This is a genomic window from Pseudomonas sp. SJZ077, assembly GCF_007993905.1.
Taxonomy (GTDB): domain Bacteria; phylum Pseudomonadota; class Gammaproteobacteria; order Pseudomonadales; family Pseudomonadaceae; genus Aquipseudomonas; species Aquipseudomonas mandelii.
Genome location: NZ_VIUJ01000028.1, coordinates 1 through 17,886 on the forward strand (window position 1 = coordinate 1; position 17,886 = coordinate 17,886).

The window sequence follows — 17,886 nt, forward strand, 5'->3', positions numbered from 1 at the left end:
ATCTTGTTGACTATCAGTCTGACTCCACAAGCACCCACACGAATTGCTTGATTCAGTTGTTAAAGAGCGGTTGGTTAAGATCTTTCGTCTCAACCAAGGTGCGCATTCTACAGCACCCTTTTCAAATTGCAACCTAAAAAGTTTCTGATTTTACTAGCCAAATCAACTACTTACGCTAGAACAAACATCAATATGCTCGTTAGCGGGAGGCGAATAGTACAGCATTGAAATACGTGGTCAACCCCCTCTTCCAAAAATTCTGCTTTTCTTCATCAAGCGAGCGGCAATCGAGATCTCAGAGACCCATTTGATCTGTCATGCGCCAACAGACGCACCATTGCAGTGCGATTCACTGGCGCAAAGCCGTTTCCTCGACTAGGGTTTCTACCGAATCGAGTGACCCTGATACCCCAGCGGGCGCGTGATCAAGGAGGATAAATGACGTCTATTCACAAAACCGAGAAAACCTATCGCACCTGGTCCACACCCATCCTCCTTGAACTCAAGGAAAGAGAGCACCAGCTGGACGCTGACGCCCGCCAGGCACTTCATAACATCCTGACAGAGCGAAGGCTGATAAACACCGGCAACCCGTCTGGCGTCGATCGCCGTCGCTCCAGTTCCTGATGACTTCCCTGCCAGCAACCGCTCAGCAGACCGGACTCTTCATCGGATACTTCAAATGCTCCCTTGCGGTAGTGGCTAGTAGCCGCTATCCATTAAGGTGAATTCAGAAGGAGTACGCGAGGATGATTCCAAGATTCGTTGTGGTTCCCGCCATTCCCACGGAAACGGGGTCAACGCGCAACGGAACGCGCTTCTACTGCAAAACCGCCCCCATAGGGTTCAACCTCTATGACAATGAAGAAAAGCGCAGGCTGCCCACAACCTATCCGACACGGACAGAAGCCGAGGAAGAATGTTTGCAGCTCAATAACGAATGTCTTCAATGCACGCTGTCTGAGCGCTCCCCCCGCGTCAACGTGCCCTGAGCACGCGCAAGACTGAATGAGGGCAAAACAATGCTCATTTATTGAAGCAGACAAAAGTCCGAAAACAGAAGGAACTGGCACTACGCCATTAATGTCGTAGTGGCAGCACCTGGAGATTCGGATGAACCGCCCTCGATATTTTCAAATCACGTATGGCTTCAACAAGACTCGGCATATTTTTATTCAACCCGACTCCCATATGTCTGAGGCAGACGCTTGGTACTACGCCTGCCTGCATTCGGGGATCGGGCTTTCGTATGGGGACAATCACGATCAACAAGACTTTGATGCGCTACGAAGCCATGCACAGGAAAATGGCTTGAGGCAGGTGAGTTGGGAGGAGTTACCGTAAATGACCGTGTGCGGCCGCTGAGGTGCCGCCGTCCACGCCCTCTGTTGCCGTTGCAAATGCAGTGCTCGCCTCTTTCACCAACTTGCGCCATTCCACGCCGCTGATCAGCCCGGTACGTTCCATCTCGTCGGCGGCCTTGAGCAACTCGTCGTACTGTTCTTCAACATCCATGTGAATTTCCGGTTCTTTCAGAAGCTTGTACCAGGCCGCCAGGGCTTGCTTCTTTTGATCATCATTCATCGCCAAACTCCCAGGGACAGTTTTCACTTGGATGTTATCCAGCGAATGACCGTTCCTCAGTTCCGACATACGGCGCTTACAACCGAAACTCACATGCATTGAGTCTTACAAGCAGCTACGAACGGCCTTGCGCATCGCGCCCGACTTGGCCCATGGCGGGCCCTGATACAGCGAGACTCGACTGCCGTCCTTGTATTTCACGATGTCCAGAATCTCGTCAGCCGTAATAATGCTGGGCGCGTTGATCCGGTAGCCATTGGAAATACCGGTCTGAGTCGTCTTGGGGACTTCCTGCTGCCATAGTGGCAAAAGACACGCGGCGTATTCTTTGGGCGCCTTGTTACTGTACTTGCTGACGTTAGGTTCACCTGGAACCAGGGATGCCGGCAATGAACAACCCGCCAGCATCGCCATCGCTATTCCCCCAATCAACATCCGCATGACGCTTCCTTATCCTGAAAAACGGGAAATGTAGCGCGTAGCGAACCAGACATCCATCTATAGAATCAGCCCTCAGGGCGTTACGTTGTGATCGGGATACGACCGTTTGTTCAAATACGTCATCCATCGCTCATACGCTTCATGCTGCCATTGAGTGACCCGCTCCCACTCCGGCCCACTTAACTGATGGGCCGAAATCAGCTTCATCATCTCCGCAGTTGCGGCGTCCAGGTCAACCATCAGCTCATGCGCATGGAATCTGAAATCATCGGTGCTGGTCATTTGAAGTTGCCTCGCCCTAGCGAACATTCGCCACTTCAGTACGACATCACGCGGGTTCGTTCGCGCTCACTCTCCCGACAAGCGGCGCACCTTCCATCCCCTGAGCAGCAGGCGAGCAAACGCCCCGCCCGTTAATTGGGACTACTCTTTTGTAGCGGGGTATCAGCAGGAGGTCATCATGTGGCTCAACGAAAATGAAAACGAACTTCGGCGTGATCTGCAAGGAGTTGCGTCGGACCTGAGGTGGTCGGCAGTGGAGCTCTTGCGCATCGCAGAGCAGCTACGCCTGGCCGGCAATGATGTCGATGCGCAAGCAACTAAAAGGCTGTGCGAGTTATTTCAGGGTGATGAACAGCGACTGATGGGCTATGCCGATGAAGTGAAAGCCAAAATCATCAGCCGGGCGAAAGCCCAATAACGGGAGCGCTGTCATGAACACGCCTCTATTCGCGCTAGATGTCATGCTGGCAGCGACGGGTGGCTGCAGCATTGATTCATACGTTTATCGGGACCAGCCGCTGGTCGCCAAGCATGGTTACTAGCCAACATGGGGTGGCAAGCTAGCTGGAAGCGGGTTTATTACAAGTGTCCCGCCATTTATCCGCGAACCTGTTAATGGCTTGGCTTTTGAGTTCTGGAGAATCGAGGACGGGCTGGTTGTACGCTTCGTTGATCAACATGGCACCCAACTTGTCATGATCAGGATTACCCGACTTCACGGCCAGCAGGCTTTCTTTCGTTTCGTTATTTTGCCGAGACTGCATGATCGATCCGGCCAATGTACGAAAAACATCGCAGACCTTTTGATTGGTGTGGATTTCGCCTTGAGTCTGGGCTAGAACCTGACCAACACCAGCAAGGTAAACAGCAGATAACAATGCCAGAGCAGTGAAGCGACCTTTCAACATGCTTTCTTCCTTGAATTAAAAGCGGCCACCCTATCATCCAAATGTCACGTTTAAAATCTTCCAACTCCTGATTTCAAGACAAAAAAAGCCCCGGCATCCCAGGGCTTCAAACTTGCGCTCATTCTGATTTCTGGCTTGGCGTCGATCGAACCGCTCTTGCTCTGTAGGCAGGAAGCGCTGCCGCAAACGCCAGTGCCTCCTCTTTGCTGCCAAAAGCCCCGAGACGGTCGCCTTTGGTGCACACCCGCCAGGGGCCGTTGTTTACGCTGAGTACGTCATAACCGTTCATGTGCATTTTATTCAGCATCGGAACGCTCATAGTCACCTCCTTTTCGGCAGTGATAAGCCACGATTGACTTGGCTACCTTACACCCGCCCTTTGCCCAAGTGCCGACCAGACGTCGTGTCAGGTTTTCGACATTCCTTTGCACTTTCTACCGCTTCCCTCACTCCAACCCTTTGAAACAGAGGCATGGGCCTGAATATTGCATTTTCATGACTGTTTTATGACAATCGGCGGTTTAGTAACACATGAAAGTACGGGCAACAGTCATTTGCGAGCAGGATCGGCATGTTCTCCTGGTGCGCAAACCCAGGTGTCGCTGGACCTTGCCCGGAGGAAAAGTCGAGCGCGGCGAAACCACTGCGTGCGCCGCCATGCGCGAACTCCAGGAAGAAACCGGGCTTGGAGTCGACGGCTTGTTGTACTTGATGGAACTGGAAACGAGCAGCACCCGCCACCATGTGTTCGAGGCGTCGGTCCTAAACTCGGACGAAGCCCGGCCCCAAAATGAAATCTTCGATTGCATGTGGTTTCCGCTGGACTCAGTCCAGAATCTGAACACAAGCGACGCCACGCTCAAGATCGTCAAAGCCTTCCAGCGTCGCTTGTAAGTTTGCGCAGCCGCCTCAGCCCTGATCGCCGCCGCCCACCGGCATGACCATGCCGGTGATGTACGAAGCCTCGTCGCTGGCCAGAAACAGAATAGCGCCAGCCTGCTCATCCAGCGTGCCGTAGCGCTTCATCAAACTGCTGTCGAGCGTCTGGCCGACAAGTTGCTGATACCAGACTTTCTCTTCGGCGCTCTGCTCTGCGCTGTTTCGCGGGATGACCCGCGGCGGTGCTTCGGTGCCGCCGGGCGCGGTGGCATTGACCCGGACTCCGCGACCGGCGGTTTCAAACGCCAGGCAAGCAGTCAGCGCATTGACACCGCCCTTCGCCGCGCCATACGGCACACGATTGATGCTGCGGGTGGCGATGGACGAAACATTGACGATCGCGCCGCTGCCCTGTTCAAGCATGAACGGCAGCGCGGCGTGGCAGCACCACAAGGTCGGAAACAACGAACGACGGACTTCGGCTTCGATCTGCTGCTCTTCGTAGTGTTCGAAAGGCTTCGCCCAGATCGTGCCGCCTACGTTGTTGACCAGCACATCCAGACGCCCAAAGCGCTCGACGGCGGTGCGCATCACGCGGCTGCATTCGCTGTATTGCTCAAGGTCGGCGGTCAGGGCAAGCACCTGGCTGCCCTGCCCCAATTGTTGCTGCACCTCGAACACCAGGTCCGAGCGATCAACCAGAATCAATCGCGCACCCTCAGCGGCCATGCGCTCCGCCACCCGCCGACCAATGCCTTGCGCCGCGCCGGTGATCAGCGCGACTTTTTCGTGAAATCTGTTCATGTGGACCTCGTGACGAAGGATGCCATGCAGTGAAAACGTCCCAGACAAAACACTGACCTGTGGAATCAGTGATCACGCTACGGCTGGACTCAAGCCGCGCTGGCAGCGAATTTCTCGTAATAGAAGTTCGCAGGCGCGACGCCTTGCTCGCGAATGAATTGACTGACCGCTTCGACCATCGGCGGCGGGCCGCACAGGTAGATGTCGACGTCGCCCTCGTTCAAATGTCGTGGCTCGATATGCTGGGTCACGTAGCCTTTGAGCGGATGCTGGCTGTCGGGGTTGGCGACGCAGGCACTGAAGCTGAAATTCGGGATGCGCGCGGCAAACGCTTCGAGCCGGTCCATTTCCACCAAGTCAAAATCGTTGGTCACGCCATAGATCAGATGCAGCGGATGCTCGCTGCCCTGCTCGGCTATTTTCTCCAGCATCGCGGTGAACGGCGCCAGACCGGTTCCACCCGCCAGCAGCAACAACGGCCGGCGAATGTCGCGCAGATAAAAGCTGCCCAACGGCCCGGCCAGACACATGCTATCGCCGGCCTTGGCCATGCCGGTGAGGAAGCTGCTCATCAAGCCGCCGGGCACGTTGCGGATCAGGAAACTCACTTCGCCGTCACGCTGCAACGAGCTGAAGGAGTAAGCGCGGGTCTGCTCGCTGCCGGGAACTCCCAGGTTCACATACTGACCCGGCAGAAACGCCAGTTTGCTCAGCGCTTCGCCCTTGATAGACAGCGCGATGGTGCTGTCGGACAACTGCCGCACGGCGCTGATGGTGGCGTCGTAACTGGCCTGATGGGTACGGCAAACCTGCGATGAAGTCGGCACGCGCACCACGCAATCGCTCTGGGCGCGCATCTGGCAGGTCAGGACAAAACCCTGCTGCGCTTCATCGGCGCTGAGCGCGTCTTCGATGTATTCCTCGCCCAAGTCATAACGACCGGCCTCGGCGAAACACTTGCAGGTGCCGCACGCGCCGTCGCGGCAATCGAGCGGAATATTGATGCCTTGACGGTACGCGGCATCGGCCACGGTTTCGCCCACGTTGGCGTCGATGAACCGGGTGACGCCGTCTTCGAAATTGAATGCAATGGAATGAGTCATGACGGCCGCCTCAGAGGTGGTAGACATCGATGACCTGGCGAACGTAATCGTTCTTCAGGATCACTTTCTTGGCCTTGATCAGCAGGTTTTCACCGCGCCCATCAAGGGTGTAGAAACTGCTGCCGAAATAGCTGTCGACGGTCTTGTAGCGAAAGCTCAGGGTGTGCCAGTTGAAGCGCACCTTGCACAGGCCGTCGGCCTGCTCAAGCAGTTCGATGTTGCTGATGTTGTGCGATGTGCGGGTGTCCGGAACACTGGCGCTGGAGCGCTCGGTCTTGATGCGGAAGATGCGGTCTTCCAGGCCGGTGCGGTTGCCGTACCAGATCAGCGAAATTTCCCGCTGCGGGTCTTCGGTCAACTCGTCGTTGTCGTCCCAGGAAGGCATCCAGAATGAGGCATCGGCGGCGTACATCTCCAGCCAGTCGTCCCATTGCTTGTCGTCGAGGTAGCGTGCTTCGCGGTAGAGGAAATCGCGCACTGCATCATAAGTGAGGGTCATTGCACGGCCTCCACAGCAATCAATTCCGGCTGTTCGGCAGCCAGGGCCTTGAGCATGGTTTGCTGCCAGTACTTGTGTTGCAGCACGAACAGGCCTTCGTCTTCGGTGCGCACGCCGCTGAGCAAGGGATGCAGGCCGATTTCCCTGGCCGCCTCATCGGCGCCCTCGACCCAGTGTTCGGCACCGCGGGACATGTCATTCCACGTCGTGACGCTGCCCTGATAGCTGGTCTGGCACGAGCGAAACTCTTCCAGATCATCCGGGGTGGCCATGCCGCTGACGTTGAAGAAATCCTCGTACTGACGAATCCGGCTCGAACGGGCGTGGTCGCTTTCGCCTTTGGGGGCGATGCAATAGATGGTGATTTCCGTGCGGTCGACCGAGATCGGGCGGGCGATGCGGATCTGCGAGCTGAACTGGTCCATCAGGTAGACGTTCGGGTACAGGCACAGGTTGCGCGAATTCTCGATCATCCAGTCGGCACGGGCCTGGCCGAAGTCCCGGGACAGCTCGTCGCGGCGTTCGTAGAGCGGGCGATCCTCGGGGTTGGACCAGCGGGTCCAGAGCAGCATGTGGCCCTTGTCGAACGAGTAGAACCCCCCGCCCTGCTTGGCCCAGGCCCCGGCGCTCATGGTCGGGTTGCTGTCACCGGCTTCACGCTGTTTGCGCTGGTTCTGGGTGGCGGCGTAGTTCCAGTGCACGGAGCTGACGTGGTAGCCGTCGGCGCCGTTTTCGGCGGTGAGTTTCCAGTTGCCTTCATAGATATAACTTGAGGAACCGCGCAGCACTTCGAGGCCATCGGCGGACTGGTCGACGATCATGTCGATGATCTTTGCCGACTCGCCCAGGTGCTCGACCAGCGGCACCACATCGGCGTTGAGGCTGCCGAACAGGAAGCCGCGGTACGACTCGAATCTCGCGACTTTGGTCAGGTCGTGGGAGCCTTCGCAGTTGAAGCTCGCCGGGTAACCCGCAGCCGCCGGGTCTTTGACTTTGAGCAGTTTGCCGGAGTTGTTGAAGGTCCAGCCGTGGAATGGGCAAGTGTAGGAGCTCTTGTTGCCGGTCTTGTGCCGGCACAGCGTCGCGCCGCGATGGCTGCAGGCGTTGATGAAGGCGTTGAGCACACCTTCCTTGTTGCGCGCGATGAAGATCGACTGGCGCCCCATGGTGGTGGTGTAGAAATCGTTGATGTTGGGGATCTGGCTTTCGTGCGCCAGGTACAGCCAGTTGCCTTCGAAGATGTGTTTCATCTCCAGGTCGAACAGCCGTGGATCAGTGAACATCTCGCGCTTGCAGCGGTAGATGCCCTGTTCTTTGTCATCTTCAAGCAGGGAGTGAAGGTATTCGGGTCGCAGGGACATGGCCGCCGCCTCCATTGTTTTTATTCAGGCAGGGCCATGCTAGGACGGGGGGATGCGAGGGACTATCCGATGGGTGCAGACGTGTATCCGTTTACTGCAACGTGCGGTGAATCATTGATGCCCACCCATCAGGACCGACAGGAACCTGTGGCGAGGGAGCTTGCTCCCGCCGGGCTGCGAAGCAGCCCCAAAACCTGCGACCGCGATTATTCTGCAAAACCGGGGGTCACAGGTTTGCGACTGCTGCGCAGTGGAGCGGGAGCAAGTTGCATGTCGCCTGGGGTCAGTGCCGGCGCTTGAGGGTGTCGGACGGTAACTCGCCGAACTGTTTGCGGTAGTTGTCGGAGAACCGCCCCAGGTGCAGGAAGCCGTAATCCATGGCCACTTCCGTGACGTTTCGCACGTTGCAGGTCGGGTCGCTCAGGCACTGGTTGATGCGTTCGAGTTTCTTCTGCCGGATGTAGTTTTGCGGCGAAGTCCCTGCGTTGCGTTCGAACAAACCATACAGCGAACGCAGGCTCATCCGCGCCTGACGCGCCAGTTCTTCACTGTCGATGTCCTGCTTGAGGTTGCGCGCGATGTAATCGGCAATCCCCTCGAACGTCGTCGCCGGCGAGCCAAGGCTGCTGCGGATGACGTTGGTTTTCATCAGGCTGAGCATCTTGCTGACGATGATCTGCGCGTAGTGTTCCTGAACCCGGGGAATCTGCTGGATGGCCTCGGCTTCCTGGCAAATCATCGCCAGCAGGCCGACAAAGCCTTCCAGCTCATCAAGCTGATAACGATTCTCCAGAAACCGCACGCCCTGCCCCGGATAGCGCCAGCGCTGCTCCTCACACACCGACTCGAACAGCCGGGTAGGTACTTTGAGGATGAATTTTTCGCAATCGTCGGAGTACGTCAAGTCCACCGGGTCGTCGGGGTTGATCAGCAGCAATTCACCTGGCGCAAAGTAATGCTCCTGACCGTAACCGCGCCACAGGCAGTTGCCGCGCAGTAGCACTTGCAGGTGATAGATCGTTTCCAGTGCGCCCGAGGTCACCCGCACGCTGGCGCCGTAGCTGATGCGGCACAGGTCAAGGCTGGCGAATTTGCGATGATCGAGGCTGGCCAGAGGACGGCCGGCCCTGGGCATGAGGATGCAATGATTGCCGACATGCTGATTGACGTAACCCGACACCGCGTAAGGGTCGGCGTGGTCGAATACTCTGCTGCGCGGACTCAACAGTTGCGCCTGCATCATCGGGTTACTCTCGTTGTTGTTATTGATTGCGTCGGGTCATTCTAAGGCCATATTTGCAGCGGTGTGTCAGTGGGCTGACCTGTGGAAGGTTCTGGCCCTATCGCGAGCTGGCTCGCTCCCACAGTTGACCGCGTTCGCCCTGATGTAACTTGGTCAATGTGGGAGCGAGTCAGCTCGCGATAGGGCCATCAGTCTCAACATCAACGTTGACGGACACCCCGCATTCGCAAGCAGACTCGCACCCACAAAGATTCGACGATCGAGGCGATCAATCCTCGAGCGCACGAACCCGTTCGTGGCGCTGCTGCTCGTCAGGTTGCGCGGAGGTCTGCAAGGTAAAATCGAAGTCGATCTCGGCAAACCGGCCGCTGACACCATGGGCCGCCGCGCGCTGCGGGTCGTCGCTGAAGATGATGTGGGCAATCAGTTCGTCGCGGGTGGCGTAGGCAAAATCGTCATGCAGGTACTGATCGCCATCGAGGTTGATCTGGGTGGTCAGGTGACGATGGTCCGGCGCGGAGATAAAGAAGTGAATGTGCGCCGGACGCTGGCCATGACGGCCCAGTTGATCGAGCAATTGCTGGGTCGGACCGTCCGGCGGGCAACCGTAGCCCGACGGCACGATGCTGCGGAAACGGTAGCGGCCCTCGGCATCGGTGACGATGCGGCGGCGCAGGTTGAACTCCGATTGCGTGGTATCGAAGTAGGAATACGTGCCGCCCGTGTTGGCGTGCCAGACATCCACCACTGCGCCGGCCAAAGGTTCGCCAGCGGTGTTGCGTACCTGGCCCTGCATGAACAGAACCACGCCCGGATCGACGCCATCGTCCAGTCGTGCCTCAGCCTCGGACAACGGCGCGCCCGCCACATACAACGGGCCTTCGATGGTCCGCGGCGTACCGCCCGCCTTCCCCGCCTGCTCGTCTTCGGCGTCCATCAGCAAGTCCAGGTAGTGTTCCAGGCCGAGGCCGGCCACCAGCAAACCGGCTTCCTGGCGCGCGCCCAGCACGTTAAGGTAATTGACCGCTTTCCAGAACTCTTCCGGGGTCACGGCGAGGTCTTCGATGATGTTTACCGAATCACGCAAAATACGGTAAACCAAGGCTTTGACCCGCGGGTCGCCAGCGTCGTTGAGCAAGCCGCTGGCGTCTTCGAGAAACTTCTGGGCACTGGCAGTGTGGGAAATCTTGACGTTCATTTTTTGGGGTTCCTCATCTTGTAATTATGGGCGTAGCGAACTGAACAGGCTGGGTTCAGCGGTCATCCTCGCGAATGGAAGAAGGATGCCGGCACATCGCATCGACCTCGATCGCCATGTACGGAAACAGCGGCAATTGCATCAGCAGGTCGTGCAGTTCCTGAACGCTATCGACGTCGAAAACGCTGTAATTGGCATAGTGCCCGGCGATGCGCCACAGGTGACGCCATTTGCCTTGCTCTTGCAGGCGCTGGGCCAGGGCTTTTTCATCGGACTTGAGCTGGGTGGCGAGATCCGGGTTGATGTCGACCGGCAGATTCACGGTCATTTTTACGTGAAATAGCATGATGCTCTCCTCAGGCTTGATGAACGGAAGTGGATGTTTTGTCGCGCCGGAAAAACGCCAGGCGTTCCTCATCCAGGCTCAGGCCAAGGCCTGGTGTTTGCGGCACGTGCAGCGCAAAGTCGCGATAGACCAGCGGCTCGCTGAGCACGTCTTCCGTCAGCAGCAACGGGCCGAACAGCTCGGTGTCCCAGGCCAGTTTATTCAGGGTGATAAAGGCATGGGCCGAGGCCAGCGTGCCGACCCCTCCTTCAAGCATAGTGCCGCCGTACAGACCGATACCGGCAGCTTCGGCGATGGCGGCGGTCCGCAGCACGGCCCGTGGCCCGCCGTTCTTGGCGATTTTCAGGGCGAACACCGAAGCGGCCCCTTCGCGTGCCAGATTGAAAGCGTCTTCCACGCACTCGATCGATTCATCGGCCATGATCGGCGCCGGGCTCATGGCGTTCAGTCGCACCATGCCCGCGCGGTTGGTGCGTGAGATCGGCTGTTCGATCAAGTCGATGCCGTTGCTGCCCAGTATCCGGCAGGCGCGCAGTGCGACCGCCTCGTCCCAGGCCTGATTGACATCGACCCGCACGCTGGCGCGATCGCCCAGGGCTTTCTTGATGGCAATAACGTGGGCCAGGTCATGATTGACTTCTCCGGCACCGATTTTCAGTTTGAAGATCCGGTGGCGCCGCAGGTCGAGCATTTTTTCCGCTTCGGCGATGTCCTTGTCGGTGTCGCCGCTGGCCAGGGTCCAGGCCACCGGCAGCGCATCACGAACGCGACCGCCCAGCAACTCACTGACCGGCAGGCCAAGGCGTTTGCCCTGGGCGTCGAGCAAGGCGCTTTCGATACCTGATTTGGCAAACGTGTTACCTCGAATGCTGCGCTCCAGGCGCAACATCGCCGCATTGATGTTGCCGCTGTTCTCACCGATCAGCAGTGGCGCGAAGTGTTTGTCGATATTGGTCTTGATGCTGTCCGGGCTTTCATTGCCATAGGCCAGGCCACCGATGGTGGTGGACTCACCAATGCCTTCGATGCCATCGGCGCAGCGCACGCGGATGATCACCAGAGTCTGGTTCTGCATGGTGTGCATGGCCAGTTTGTGCGGGCGAATGGTCGGCAGATCGACGATGATCGTCTCGATCGATTCAATGGCAGTTGCACGCATGTCGATACCCGTCAGGTTCTTTAAGTTCTGAAATGGATTCTCATACGGCTTTTTGCCGACGGCCAATATAGAATTGGTCTGGATCGATACCTTAAAGGTATTCAGCCGCTCAATGCCTGGAGGCACCATGGAATTGCGTCACCTGCGGTATTTTCAGGTGTTGGCTCAAACCCTCAATTTCACCCGCGCCGCCGAACTGCTGCACATTGCCCAGCCCCCGTTGAGCCGACAGATCCAGCAACTGGAAGATGAACTCGGGGTGTTATTGCTCGAGCGTGGCCGTCCGCTGAAGCTGACCGACGCCGGGCGCTTCTTCCATGAACACTCCACCGCCTTGCTCGAACAGCTGGCCAAGGTCTGCGACAACACCAAGCGCATCGGCCTGGGGGAAAAGACCTGGCTGGGCATCGGTTTTGCGCCATCGACGCTGTATGGCGTGCTGCCGGAACTGATTCGTCGCTTGCGCAGTGGCGAGCCTCTGGAGCTTGAGCTCGGGCTTTCGGAAATGACCACGCTGCAACAGGTGCAGGCGCTCAAGGCCGGGCGCATAGACATCGGTTTCGGGCGGATCCGCATCGACGACCCGGCGATCATCCAGACGGTATTGACCGAAGACCGGCTGGTCGCCGCCCTGCCTGCCGGCCACCCGCTGCTGGCCGGGCCGATCAGTCTGCGCCAACTGGCGAAAGAGCCTTTTGTGCTGTACCCCGGCAATCCACGCCCCAGCTACGCCGACCACGTTATTGCGCTGTTCGAATCCTACGGCGTGAGCATCCACGTGGCGCAATGGACCAACGAACTGCAAACAGCAATCGGTCTGGTAGGGGCCGGTATCGGGGTCACACTGGTGCCCGCGTCGGTGCAGTTGCTGCACCGCGACGACATTGGTTTCACCCCGTTGCTGGAAGACAACGCGACGTCACCGATCATTCTCAGTCGGCGCGTGGGCGATGTGACGCAGGGGTTGAATCATTGCTTGAAGATAATTGATGAACTGCTGCCCCGCTAACCGGCGAAGGCCCGGCGCCCGGCACGCAGTTCGGTGCGTAATTCGCCAATAAGGTCGGAGATCGCGCGAACGGTGGTCAGCCTGGCGGGCGTTACACAGGGAATCAGCAAATCGATGCGCCCGGTGGCCCGGTCGTACACTTTGATCCGCAACAATCCATTGGGATTCACTGTGCACTCGCAGGAAAGCGGCTTAAAACCGGACTCTATAATGATGCAAAGGACTGAAATAGAAACCATGACTGACGCCTCCTTGGCGGCTCATCGGATTCGACCCGCTGAGGATAGATCCATTTTCGCCCGTCTGCGCCCGCCGGCCTCACATTAAGTGTTAGCTGTTTCTCATTTTGCTGAAGTTCTAATGAGAATCCCCGTCCCACAACCAATTCCAGATTCCCGGCAACTTCACTGCCTCTGAACCGCTTCTGACGGTGCGCGCCAAAGCCGCCCGTTGCAGCGCCGCCCTGTCGTCGTAAAACGGCTTCTGCGCCACCGTCACCCCCGTGGCACGGGCGCTGTCGAGGAGGATTTGCAGGTATTCGCGGGCATGCCGGGCGGTGTAGCGATTCAGGTCGTGGAAGGTCACCACCACCGGAATCACACCGTCCACCGTCGGCAATTCGCCCAGTGCAATGCGTTCACGCACTTCGGACAGTTGCCGCAACATGTTGGCCCGTCGCCGCGGGCTGGCGTTGAAGCCCCAGATCTTGCCGTCGTTGGCGCTCAGGTCGGTCAGCAGCAGGTGCAGGCCATGTCGCTGATAGGCGGCGAACACGCGTTTGTCATAGCTCCAGAACGGCGGACGCACCAGGGTGGGCGGTGCGCCGGTGATTGCGGCAATGTCGGCACTGCCCTTGCTCAATGATTGCTCCAGCTCTTGCGGGCTCAGCGAGCGGTGATTGGTGTGCGAGTGGGTCGCCGTGTGGAAAGCCAGCACATGCCCTTCAGCCTGCTCCCGGTGCATGACCCCGCGCCCGATGTCGCTGTCGCCGGCCCGTGGCGCGCCGGTCTGCACGAAGAACACCGCTTTGATCCCCGGTTGCACCGGGTTCTGCGCGAGGCTGTCGAGCACCGTCATGCTCGGGTTCCAGAAACTTGATGCGCTGGGACCGTCGTCGAAGGTCAGCACAAAGCGGATCGGTGGCTGCGCGCGCAGACGCTGTTCGGTCTGCGGGGTCAGGTCGATCGGTGAAGCGATGCAGCCAGCGAGCCCGACAGCGATGGCTAGCGTAGTGAGAGCCTTGAACAACTGTTTCATGGTTTGCCTTGGGCCAGACCGTAATGGTCATCACGTTAAAACGGCAAAAACCCTTCGCCCATTGATCCCTTGTCAGCCCGCAGGTCGCTGCAGGCCGAGGTTGGATCAGGGTACACAGTGTTTGGTTCCAGCGCTCACCCTCGTGGCTTACCGCGCCAACGACTGCTGGAACCATCGCCAGAGCTACATTCGTCAGGAATTGGCCGTTCAACCACAGCATCCTCGCGAAGGACGGTACCCGTGCTCCTACACTAAAAGCTCAAGCCTGAGGATTAACCGATGTGCGGACGACTCTCGCAGTACCGTGGCATTCACGACTTTGTCGCGGTGCTGAGCATTCCCGACGCGCTGATCAACCATGTCGGTGATGAACCGCTGGCCCGCTACAACGCCGCGCCCACCACTCAACTCGCCCTGCTGCACCTTGAGCCTGACGGGTTGCACGCCGATTCGGTGCGCTGGGGATGGCGGCCGCACTGGGCGAAGGACCGGGCGGCGCCAATCAATGCCCGGGTCGAGAAAGTCGCTCATGGCCCGTTCTTCCGGGCGATCTGGCCGCACCGTGCGATTGTGCCGATCGACAACTGGTTCGAATGGGTGGATGCCGGCGACACGACGCGGCAGCCGTGGCTGATTCGTCGACGGGATCGGGCGCCGATCTACTGCGCGGCGATCGGCCAGTTCCCCCACGGTGGCAGCGAGCCGCGCGGCGACGACGGTTTCGTCATCATCACGGCGGACAGCGCTGGCGGCATGCTCGACATTCATGACCGACGGCCAGTGGTGTTGTCTGTGCAACTGGCACATGAATGGCTGGACCCGGCTACGCCTAAAGAGCGTGCCGAGCAGATGGTGCTCATGCAAGGTGAAGTCAGTGAAGTGTTCGAGTGGTACAGAGTCGATAAGGCAGTGGGAAATGTCAGGAACCAGAGTGCAATGTTGATTGATAAGCTGACTTGAATTGGATCCATTTCCGGTTTCTGAATAGCCGAACGGCATAAACGTTACACGGACTGTTTCATCCAAGAAACACTAAAAGGAATGCGGCAAAACGATGCATTAACCGCTTGTCTGACAATTGAATTGTTGTACATACATTTAGTAGTGCTACAGATAGCATGCGCGCCGCATTTCCCCTGGCAGTACCTAATTGACCAAAGAGTCAATAAACAAGGAAATCCCTAAATCCAACGAGCCTGCAGAGAACTAAGTTGCGCGAAGATCTTGTCATTAATCAAGTCGGCGGTCTGGAGTGCGTGTACCTGTCGCTGACAGAACGCTATCAACTTGACTGCTTTATCGGGCAATACATAAAGACCCGAAACCTGCGTTCCATCCCCAATATCAACGACATCCTGCGCTCAACCCTCGCAGCCTACTCTGGCAAGCCGCCGGTCATGGTCAACGAATTGAATGCCTGGATCGACAAGACGTTGGGCTACCGGGCCTCCCACCCGGATTTTCCGTCACTGGACGATATTTGAAGTGAGGCGCTGCTGAGTTCAGCACAAGACTGAACGAACCGGACATTGTTGCACTCTGAAGAAGAGGCCCATCGAGGCCTCTTTTTTTCAGCTCTTATCCGCACAAGGATTGCACCCCAGACTTTGCGAATTGCCCGTTCGATGCCTGAATCAAAGCCCTGGCGAATTTAAGGAGGAATACATGAGCGAACTCGTTCCCTATGCCGTGCATTATTTGCTCGATGGCGTTCGTCAGCACTTTTTCAAACTGGCTGAACAGTTCTCCGATGTTGACGCAATTCGTTCAGCCTCGGCGCATGCCTTTCCGCAATCCGACGGAAAGATCGCCGCACACGCCTCCCCCGAAACGGCGCGTTTGAGCGCTCAACAACTGGGTATCACGCAGATACGTTGGAATGAGGCGATCTGACGGCCTTACCCGCCCCGCTTGATCGCGAATGACTGTTCAATCAAGCAAAGTACTTCAGACACACCTGCTTTTGTGGCGAGGGCGCTTGCTTGACTGAAGATCAGCGGTGGGGGATGCGGACCCGTCAGGGCTTCAGCGGACGCTCTTGGTCACGATCTGACAGTTCTTTACCATCGTCGGGGTGCTTCCAGTCCGGTGTCGAACGCCTCTGTCGCTCAAGCTCTTCTTGAGTCGGTTCATCCTCATCTTCATCCAGATCAGGACGTTTTGGTTCATTGGCCATACGCGCCTCGCTTCCTGAAGGAATTCCCTTTAAGCGTAGAACAGTTTCCGAAGCGCGACTCAAAGCCACCAGCGCAGCAAAAAGAAAAACCCCATGCTCAAAAGCATGCTGAGCAAGGTATTGCGGGTGTACAGCACCAATCCCACTGCCACCAGCGAACTGATCAGGTACGGGTTGTCCCACTGCAGATTCAGCTGTTTGTCCGGCATGAACACAATCGGTCCGCAGATCGCGGTCAACATCCCCGGCACGGCAAAACCGAGGAACTGCCGGGCATTACTGCTCAAGCGCAGCGGCAGTCGTGGTTCGAGGAATACGTAGCGGTTCAGGAAGACGAGCACGCCCATCCCGATAATTACAGCCCAGACCATCATGTGCGCCCCCCATGGAATTTGTTGCAGATGAAGCCTGCAGTCATGCCCGCCAACCCCGACAGCACCAGCGCCGAGCCCCATTGCCAGTAGCTGAACAACACGGAACAAAACAGCGAAACCGCGACGCAGACCACCGTCGGAACGTTGCGTACCACCGGGGTGATCAGGGCAATGAAGGTCGCAGCGATGGAGAAGTCCAGCCCCAGGTGTTCGAGGCCGGGAATGCTGCTGCCGAGGACGATGCCGGCCAGCGTGAACAGGTTCCAGGCGATGTAAAACGTCAGGCCAACGCCCAGGGCGTACCAGCGATTGAACTGCTGTTTGTCATGCTGGCTGGTCAGGGCGAACAGCTCGTCAGTGAGCAAAAACCCCAGCCCCACGCGCCAGCGACCCGGCAGCGGTGAAATCACCGAACGCATACTCATTCCGTACAGCAAATGCTGGGAGGTCAGTAACAGCGTGGTCAGCAAAATCGAAAAGATCCCGGCACCGCCCTTAAGCATGCCGATGGCGACCAATTGCGCGGCACCGGCAAACACGATGCTCGACAACCCTTGACCTTGCAGCGGCGTGAGATTGGCCTCGATGGCCATGGACCCGGCCAGCAGGCCCCAGGGCGCGGTCGCCAGGGACAACGGCATGATCGCTACAGCGCCGCGAAGAAAGGCACTGCGCGGCATGAGTGAGTTCGACATAAAGCTCTACAACCAGGGGAAGACGCCAGACTGTGCCAGCAGTTGCGTTCGATGGCTTGAACAATCTTGCGCACTTGCGGGCAGCACTTGCCGAATGGCTCTGGGCAGCAGCAAGGAACAGAACCCGAGTACCATGGAGCCATTCGCCTAACGCGTCAGGGAGTCGACATGCTTTACCGGATCGCCGCCGATGGGCTGGTGCTGTTTCATTTGCTGTTCATTCTGTTCGTGCTATTCGGCGGGCTGCTGGTGCTCAAATGGCGACCGCTGATCTGGTGGCACCTGCCCGCTGCTGTGTGGGGCGTGAGTGTGGAAGTCTTCCACCTGATGTGTCCCCTGACTCAATGGGAAAACGTCATGCGCCAGGCCGCTGGGCAAACCGGTTACGGCGGTGGCTTCATCGAACACTACGTGTGGCCGGTCATTTACCCCGCAGGGCTGACACCGGCGATTCAACTGGCGCTGGGCAGCGTGGTGCTGGTGATCAACGTCATGGTCTATCTTCGGCTGATCAGGTTGTGGAAGTTACGCCGGGCAGCCTGAAATACCCGCCGAGAATCGAAAATGC

Annotated in this window: 27 protein-coding genes; 9 read left to right on the plus strand and 18 right to left on the minus strand. The window is 57.9% G+C overall.

From position 1 onward, the window contains the following. Positions 1-438: 438 nt before the first annotated feature. Positions 439-627, plus strand: a complete 189-nt coding sequence (locus FBY01_RS28555; protein WP_010455030.1) for a hypothetical protein — start codon at positions 439-441, stop codon at positions 625-627. A gap of 486 nt (positions 628-1,113) precedes the next feature. Continuing rightward, complete coding sequence (locus tag FBY01_RS32385; RefSeq protein WP_077749260.1) at positions 1,114-1,344, plus strand: DUF6555 family protein; 231 nt, start codon at positions 1,114-1,116, stop codon at positions 1,342-1,344. On the opposite strand, the gene FBY01_RS28570 is transcribed toward FBY01_RS32385, so the two are convergent. From FBY01_RS28570 to FBY01_RS28580, 3 genes are all read right to left on the minus strand, one after another. Continuing rightward, positions 1,336-1,584, minus strand: a complete 249-nt coding sequence (locus tag FBY01_RS28570; RefSeq protein ID WP_010455032.1) for a hypothetical protein — start codon at positions 1,582-1,584, stop codon at positions 1,336-1,338. The two genes, FBY01_RS32385 and FBY01_RS28570, sit on opposite strands and share 9 nt — an antisense overlap. 105 nt (positions 1,585-1,689) lie before the next feature. Continuing rightward, the gene (locus FBY01_RS28575) at positions 1,690-2,025 is read right to left on the minus strand and encodes a hypothetical protein (protein WP_042932783.1); all 336 of its coding nucleotides are present in this window, start codon (positions 2,023-2,025) and stop codon (positions 1,690-1,692) included. 72 nt (positions 2,026-2,097) lie between these two features. Next, positions 2,098-2,307, minus strand: a complete 210-nt coding sequence (locus FBY01_RS28580; protein WP_042933086.1) for a hypothetical protein — start codon at positions 2,305-2,307, stop codon at positions 2,098-2,100. A gap of 178 nt (positions 2,308-2,485) precedes the next feature. On the opposite strand from FBY01_RS28580, the gene FBY01_RS28585 reads away from it, so the two are divergent. Next, the gene (locus tag FBY01_RS28585) at positions 2,486-2,725 is read left to right on the plus strand and encodes a hypothetical protein (RefSeq protein ID WP_077749261.1); all 240 of its coding nucleotides are present in this window, start codon (positions 2,486-2,488) and stop codon (positions 2,723-2,725) included. Between the two features lie 142 nt (positions 2,726-2,867). Here the strand turns inward: FBY01_RS28585 and FBY01_RS28590 are convergent, their stop codons facing one another. Both FBY01_RS28590 and FBY01_RS28595 read right to left on the minus strand, forming a co-directional pair. Further along, on the minus strand, positions 2,868-3,215 hold the full coding sequence (locus tag FBY01_RS28590; RefSeq protein ID WP_077749262.1) for a hypothetical protein: 348 nt from the start codon (positions 3,213-3,215) through the stop codon (positions 2,868-2,870). Positions 3,216-3,333: 118 nt separating this feature from the next. Then, positions 3,334-3,534, minus strand: a complete 201-nt coding sequence (locus FBY01_RS28595; RefSeq protein WP_010455040.1) for a hypothetical protein — start codon at positions 3,532-3,534, stop codon at positions 3,334-3,336. Between the two features lie 212 nt (positions 3,535-3,746). Here FBY01_RS28595 and FBY01_RS28600 point away from each other — a divergent pair, with 212 nt between their 5' ends. After that, on the plus strand, positions 3,747-4,109 hold the full coding sequence (locus tag FBY01_RS28600; RefSeq protein WP_077749263.1) for an NUDIX hydrolase: 363 nt from the start codon (positions 3,747-3,749) through the stop codon (positions 4,107-4,109). 15 nt (positions 4,110-4,124) lie between these two features. Here FBY01_RS28600 and FBY01_RS28605 read toward each other — a convergent pair whose 3' ends face one another. From FBY01_RS28605 to FBY01_RS28640, 8 genes are all read right to left on the minus strand, one after another. After that, complete coding sequence (locus tag FBY01_RS28605; protein ID WP_010455044.1) at positions 4,125-4,898, minus strand: 1,6-dihydroxycyclohexa-2,4-diene-1-carboxylate dehydrogenase; 774 nt, start codon at positions 4,896-4,898, stop codon at positions 4,125-4,127. Positions 4,899-4,987: 89 nt separating this feature from the next. Beyond that, a complete protein-coding gene (gene benC / locus FBY01_RS28610; RefSeq protein WP_077749264.1) occupies positions 4,988-6,001 on the minus strand; it encodes a benzoate 1,2-dioxygenase electron transfer component BenC in 1,014 nt (337 codons plus the stop codon). A gap of 10 nt (positions 6,002-6,011) precedes the next feature. Beyond that, a complete protein-coding gene (gene benB, locus FBY01_RS28615; RefSeq protein WP_083376537.1) occupies positions 6,012-6,500 on the minus strand; it encodes a benzoate 1,2-dioxygenase small subunit in 489 nt (162 codons plus the stop codon). Continuing rightward, positions 6,497-7,861, minus strand: a complete 1,365-nt coding sequence (benA, locus tag FBY01_RS28620; RefSeq protein WP_145310620.1) for a benzoate 1,2-dioxygenase large subunit — start codon at positions 7,859-7,861, stop codon at positions 6,497-6,499. The genes benB and benA overlap by 4 nt, the downstream gene beginning before the upstream one ends. A 283-nt stretch (positions 7,862-8,144) precedes the next feature. Beyond that, the gene (locus tag FBY01_RS28625; protein ID WP_145310618.1) at positions 8,145-9,104 is read right to left on the minus strand and encodes an AraC family transcriptional regulator; all 960 of its coding nucleotides are present in this window, start codon (positions 9,102-9,104) and stop codon (positions 8,145-8,147) included. 268 nt (positions 9,105-9,372) lie between these two features. Continuing rightward, entirely contained in the window at positions 9,373-10,302 is a 930-nt protein-coding gene (catA, locus tag FBY01_RS28630; RefSeq protein WP_145310616.1) for a catechol 1,2-dioxygenase, read from the minus strand. A 55-nt stretch (positions 10,303-10,357) separates the two neighbouring features. Further along, positions 10,358-10,648 (minus strand): muconolactone Delta-isomerase, encoded by a 291-nt coding sequence (gene catC / locus FBY01_RS28635; protein WP_010455050.1) that lies wholly within the window; start codon positions 10,646-10,648, stop codon positions 10,358-10,360. Positions 10,649-10,658: 10 nt separating this feature from the next. Beyond that, complete coding sequence (locus FBY01_RS28640; RefSeq protein WP_177346248.1) at positions 10,659-11,807, minus strand: muconate cycloisomerase family protein; 1,149 nt, start codon at positions 11,805-11,807, stop codon at positions 10,659-10,661. A 127-nt stretch (positions 11,808-11,934) separates the two neighbouring features. On the opposite strand from FBY01_RS28640, the gene FBY01_RS28645 reads away from it, so the two are divergent. Beyond that, positions 11,935-12,816 (plus strand): LysR family transcriptional regulator, encoded by an 882-nt coding sequence (locus FBY01_RS28645; protein WP_145310614.1) that lies wholly within the window; start codon positions 11,935-11,937, stop codon positions 12,814-12,816. On the opposite strand, the gene FBY01_RS28650 is transcribed toward FBY01_RS28645, so the two are convergent. Beyond that, on the minus strand, positions 12,813-13,055 hold the full coding sequence (locus FBY01_RS28650; RefSeq protein ID WP_145310612.1) for a DUF1652 domain-containing protein: 243 nt from the start codon (positions 13,053-13,055) through the stop codon (positions 12,813-12,815). The two genes, FBY01_RS28645 and FBY01_RS28650, sit on opposite strands and share 4 nt — an antisense overlap. A 118-nt stretch (positions 13,056-13,173) precedes the next feature. Continuing rightward, positions 13,174-14,073, minus strand: coding sequence for a polysaccharide deacetylase family protein (locus FBY01_RS28655; protein ID WP_145310610.1), 900 nt, complete (start codon positions 14,071-14,073; stop codon positions 13,174-13,176). Positions 14,074-14,352: 279 nt separating this feature from the next. On the opposite strand from FBY01_RS28655, the gene FBY01_RS28660 reads away from it, so the two are divergent. The 3 genes from FBY01_RS28660 to FBY01_RS28670 all read left to right on the plus strand — a co-directional run bounded on the left by FBY01_RS28660 (position 14,353) and on the right by FBY01_RS28670 (position 15,966). Next, a complete protein-coding gene (locus tag FBY01_RS28660; protein WP_010455060.1) occupies positions 14,353-15,033 on the plus strand; it encodes an SOS response-associated peptidase in 681 nt (226 codons plus the stop codon). A 251-nt stretch (positions 15,034-15,284) separates the two neighbouring features. Beyond that, entirely contained in the window at positions 15,285-15,557 is a 273-nt protein-coding gene (locus FBY01_RS28665; RefSeq protein ID WP_077749271.1) for a hypothetical protein, read from the plus strand. 181 nt (positions 15,558-15,738) lie between these two features. Further along, a complete protein-coding gene (locus FBY01_RS28670; protein ID WP_077749272.1) occupies positions 15,739-15,966 on the plus strand; it encodes a DUF6555 family protein in 228 nt (75 codons plus the stop codon). A 124-nt stretch (positions 15,967-16,090) separates the two neighbouring features. On the opposite strand, the gene FBY01_RS31620 is transcribed toward FBY01_RS28670, so the two are convergent. From FBY01_RS31620 to FBY01_RS28680, 3 genes are read right to left on the minus strand one after another with little or no spacing between them, the layout of a single operon-like run. Further along, complete coding sequence (locus FBY01_RS31620) at positions 16,091-16,249, minus strand: hypothetical protein (RefSeq protein ID WP_167362281.1); 159 nt, start codon at positions 16,247-16,249, stop codon at positions 16,091-16,093. A gap of 59 nt (positions 16,250-16,308) precedes the next feature. After that, positions 16,309-16,620, minus strand: coding sequence for an AzlD domain-containing protein (locus FBY01_RS28675; protein WP_010455066.1), 312 nt, complete (start codon positions 16,618-16,620; stop codon positions 16,309-16,311). After that, positions 16,620-17,318 carry an AzlC family ABC transporter permease gene (locus FBY01_RS28680; RefSeq protein WP_042932778.1) on the minus strand — a complete coding sequence of 233 codons (699 nt, stop codon included), beginning with the start codon at positions 17,316-17,318 and terminating at the stop codon, positions 16,620-16,622. The genes FBY01_RS28675 and FBY01_RS28680 overlap by 1 nt, the downstream gene beginning before the upstream one ends. Positions 17,319-17,486: 168 nt before the next feature. Between FBY01_RS28680 and FBY01_RS28685 the strand changes: the two genes are divergently transcribed. After that, a complete protein-coding gene (locus tag FBY01_RS28685; RefSeq protein WP_010455070.1) occupies positions 17,487-17,861 on the plus strand; it encodes a DUF2784 domain-containing protein in 375 nt (124 codons plus the stop codon). Positions 17,862-17,886: the final 25 nt, after the last annotated feature.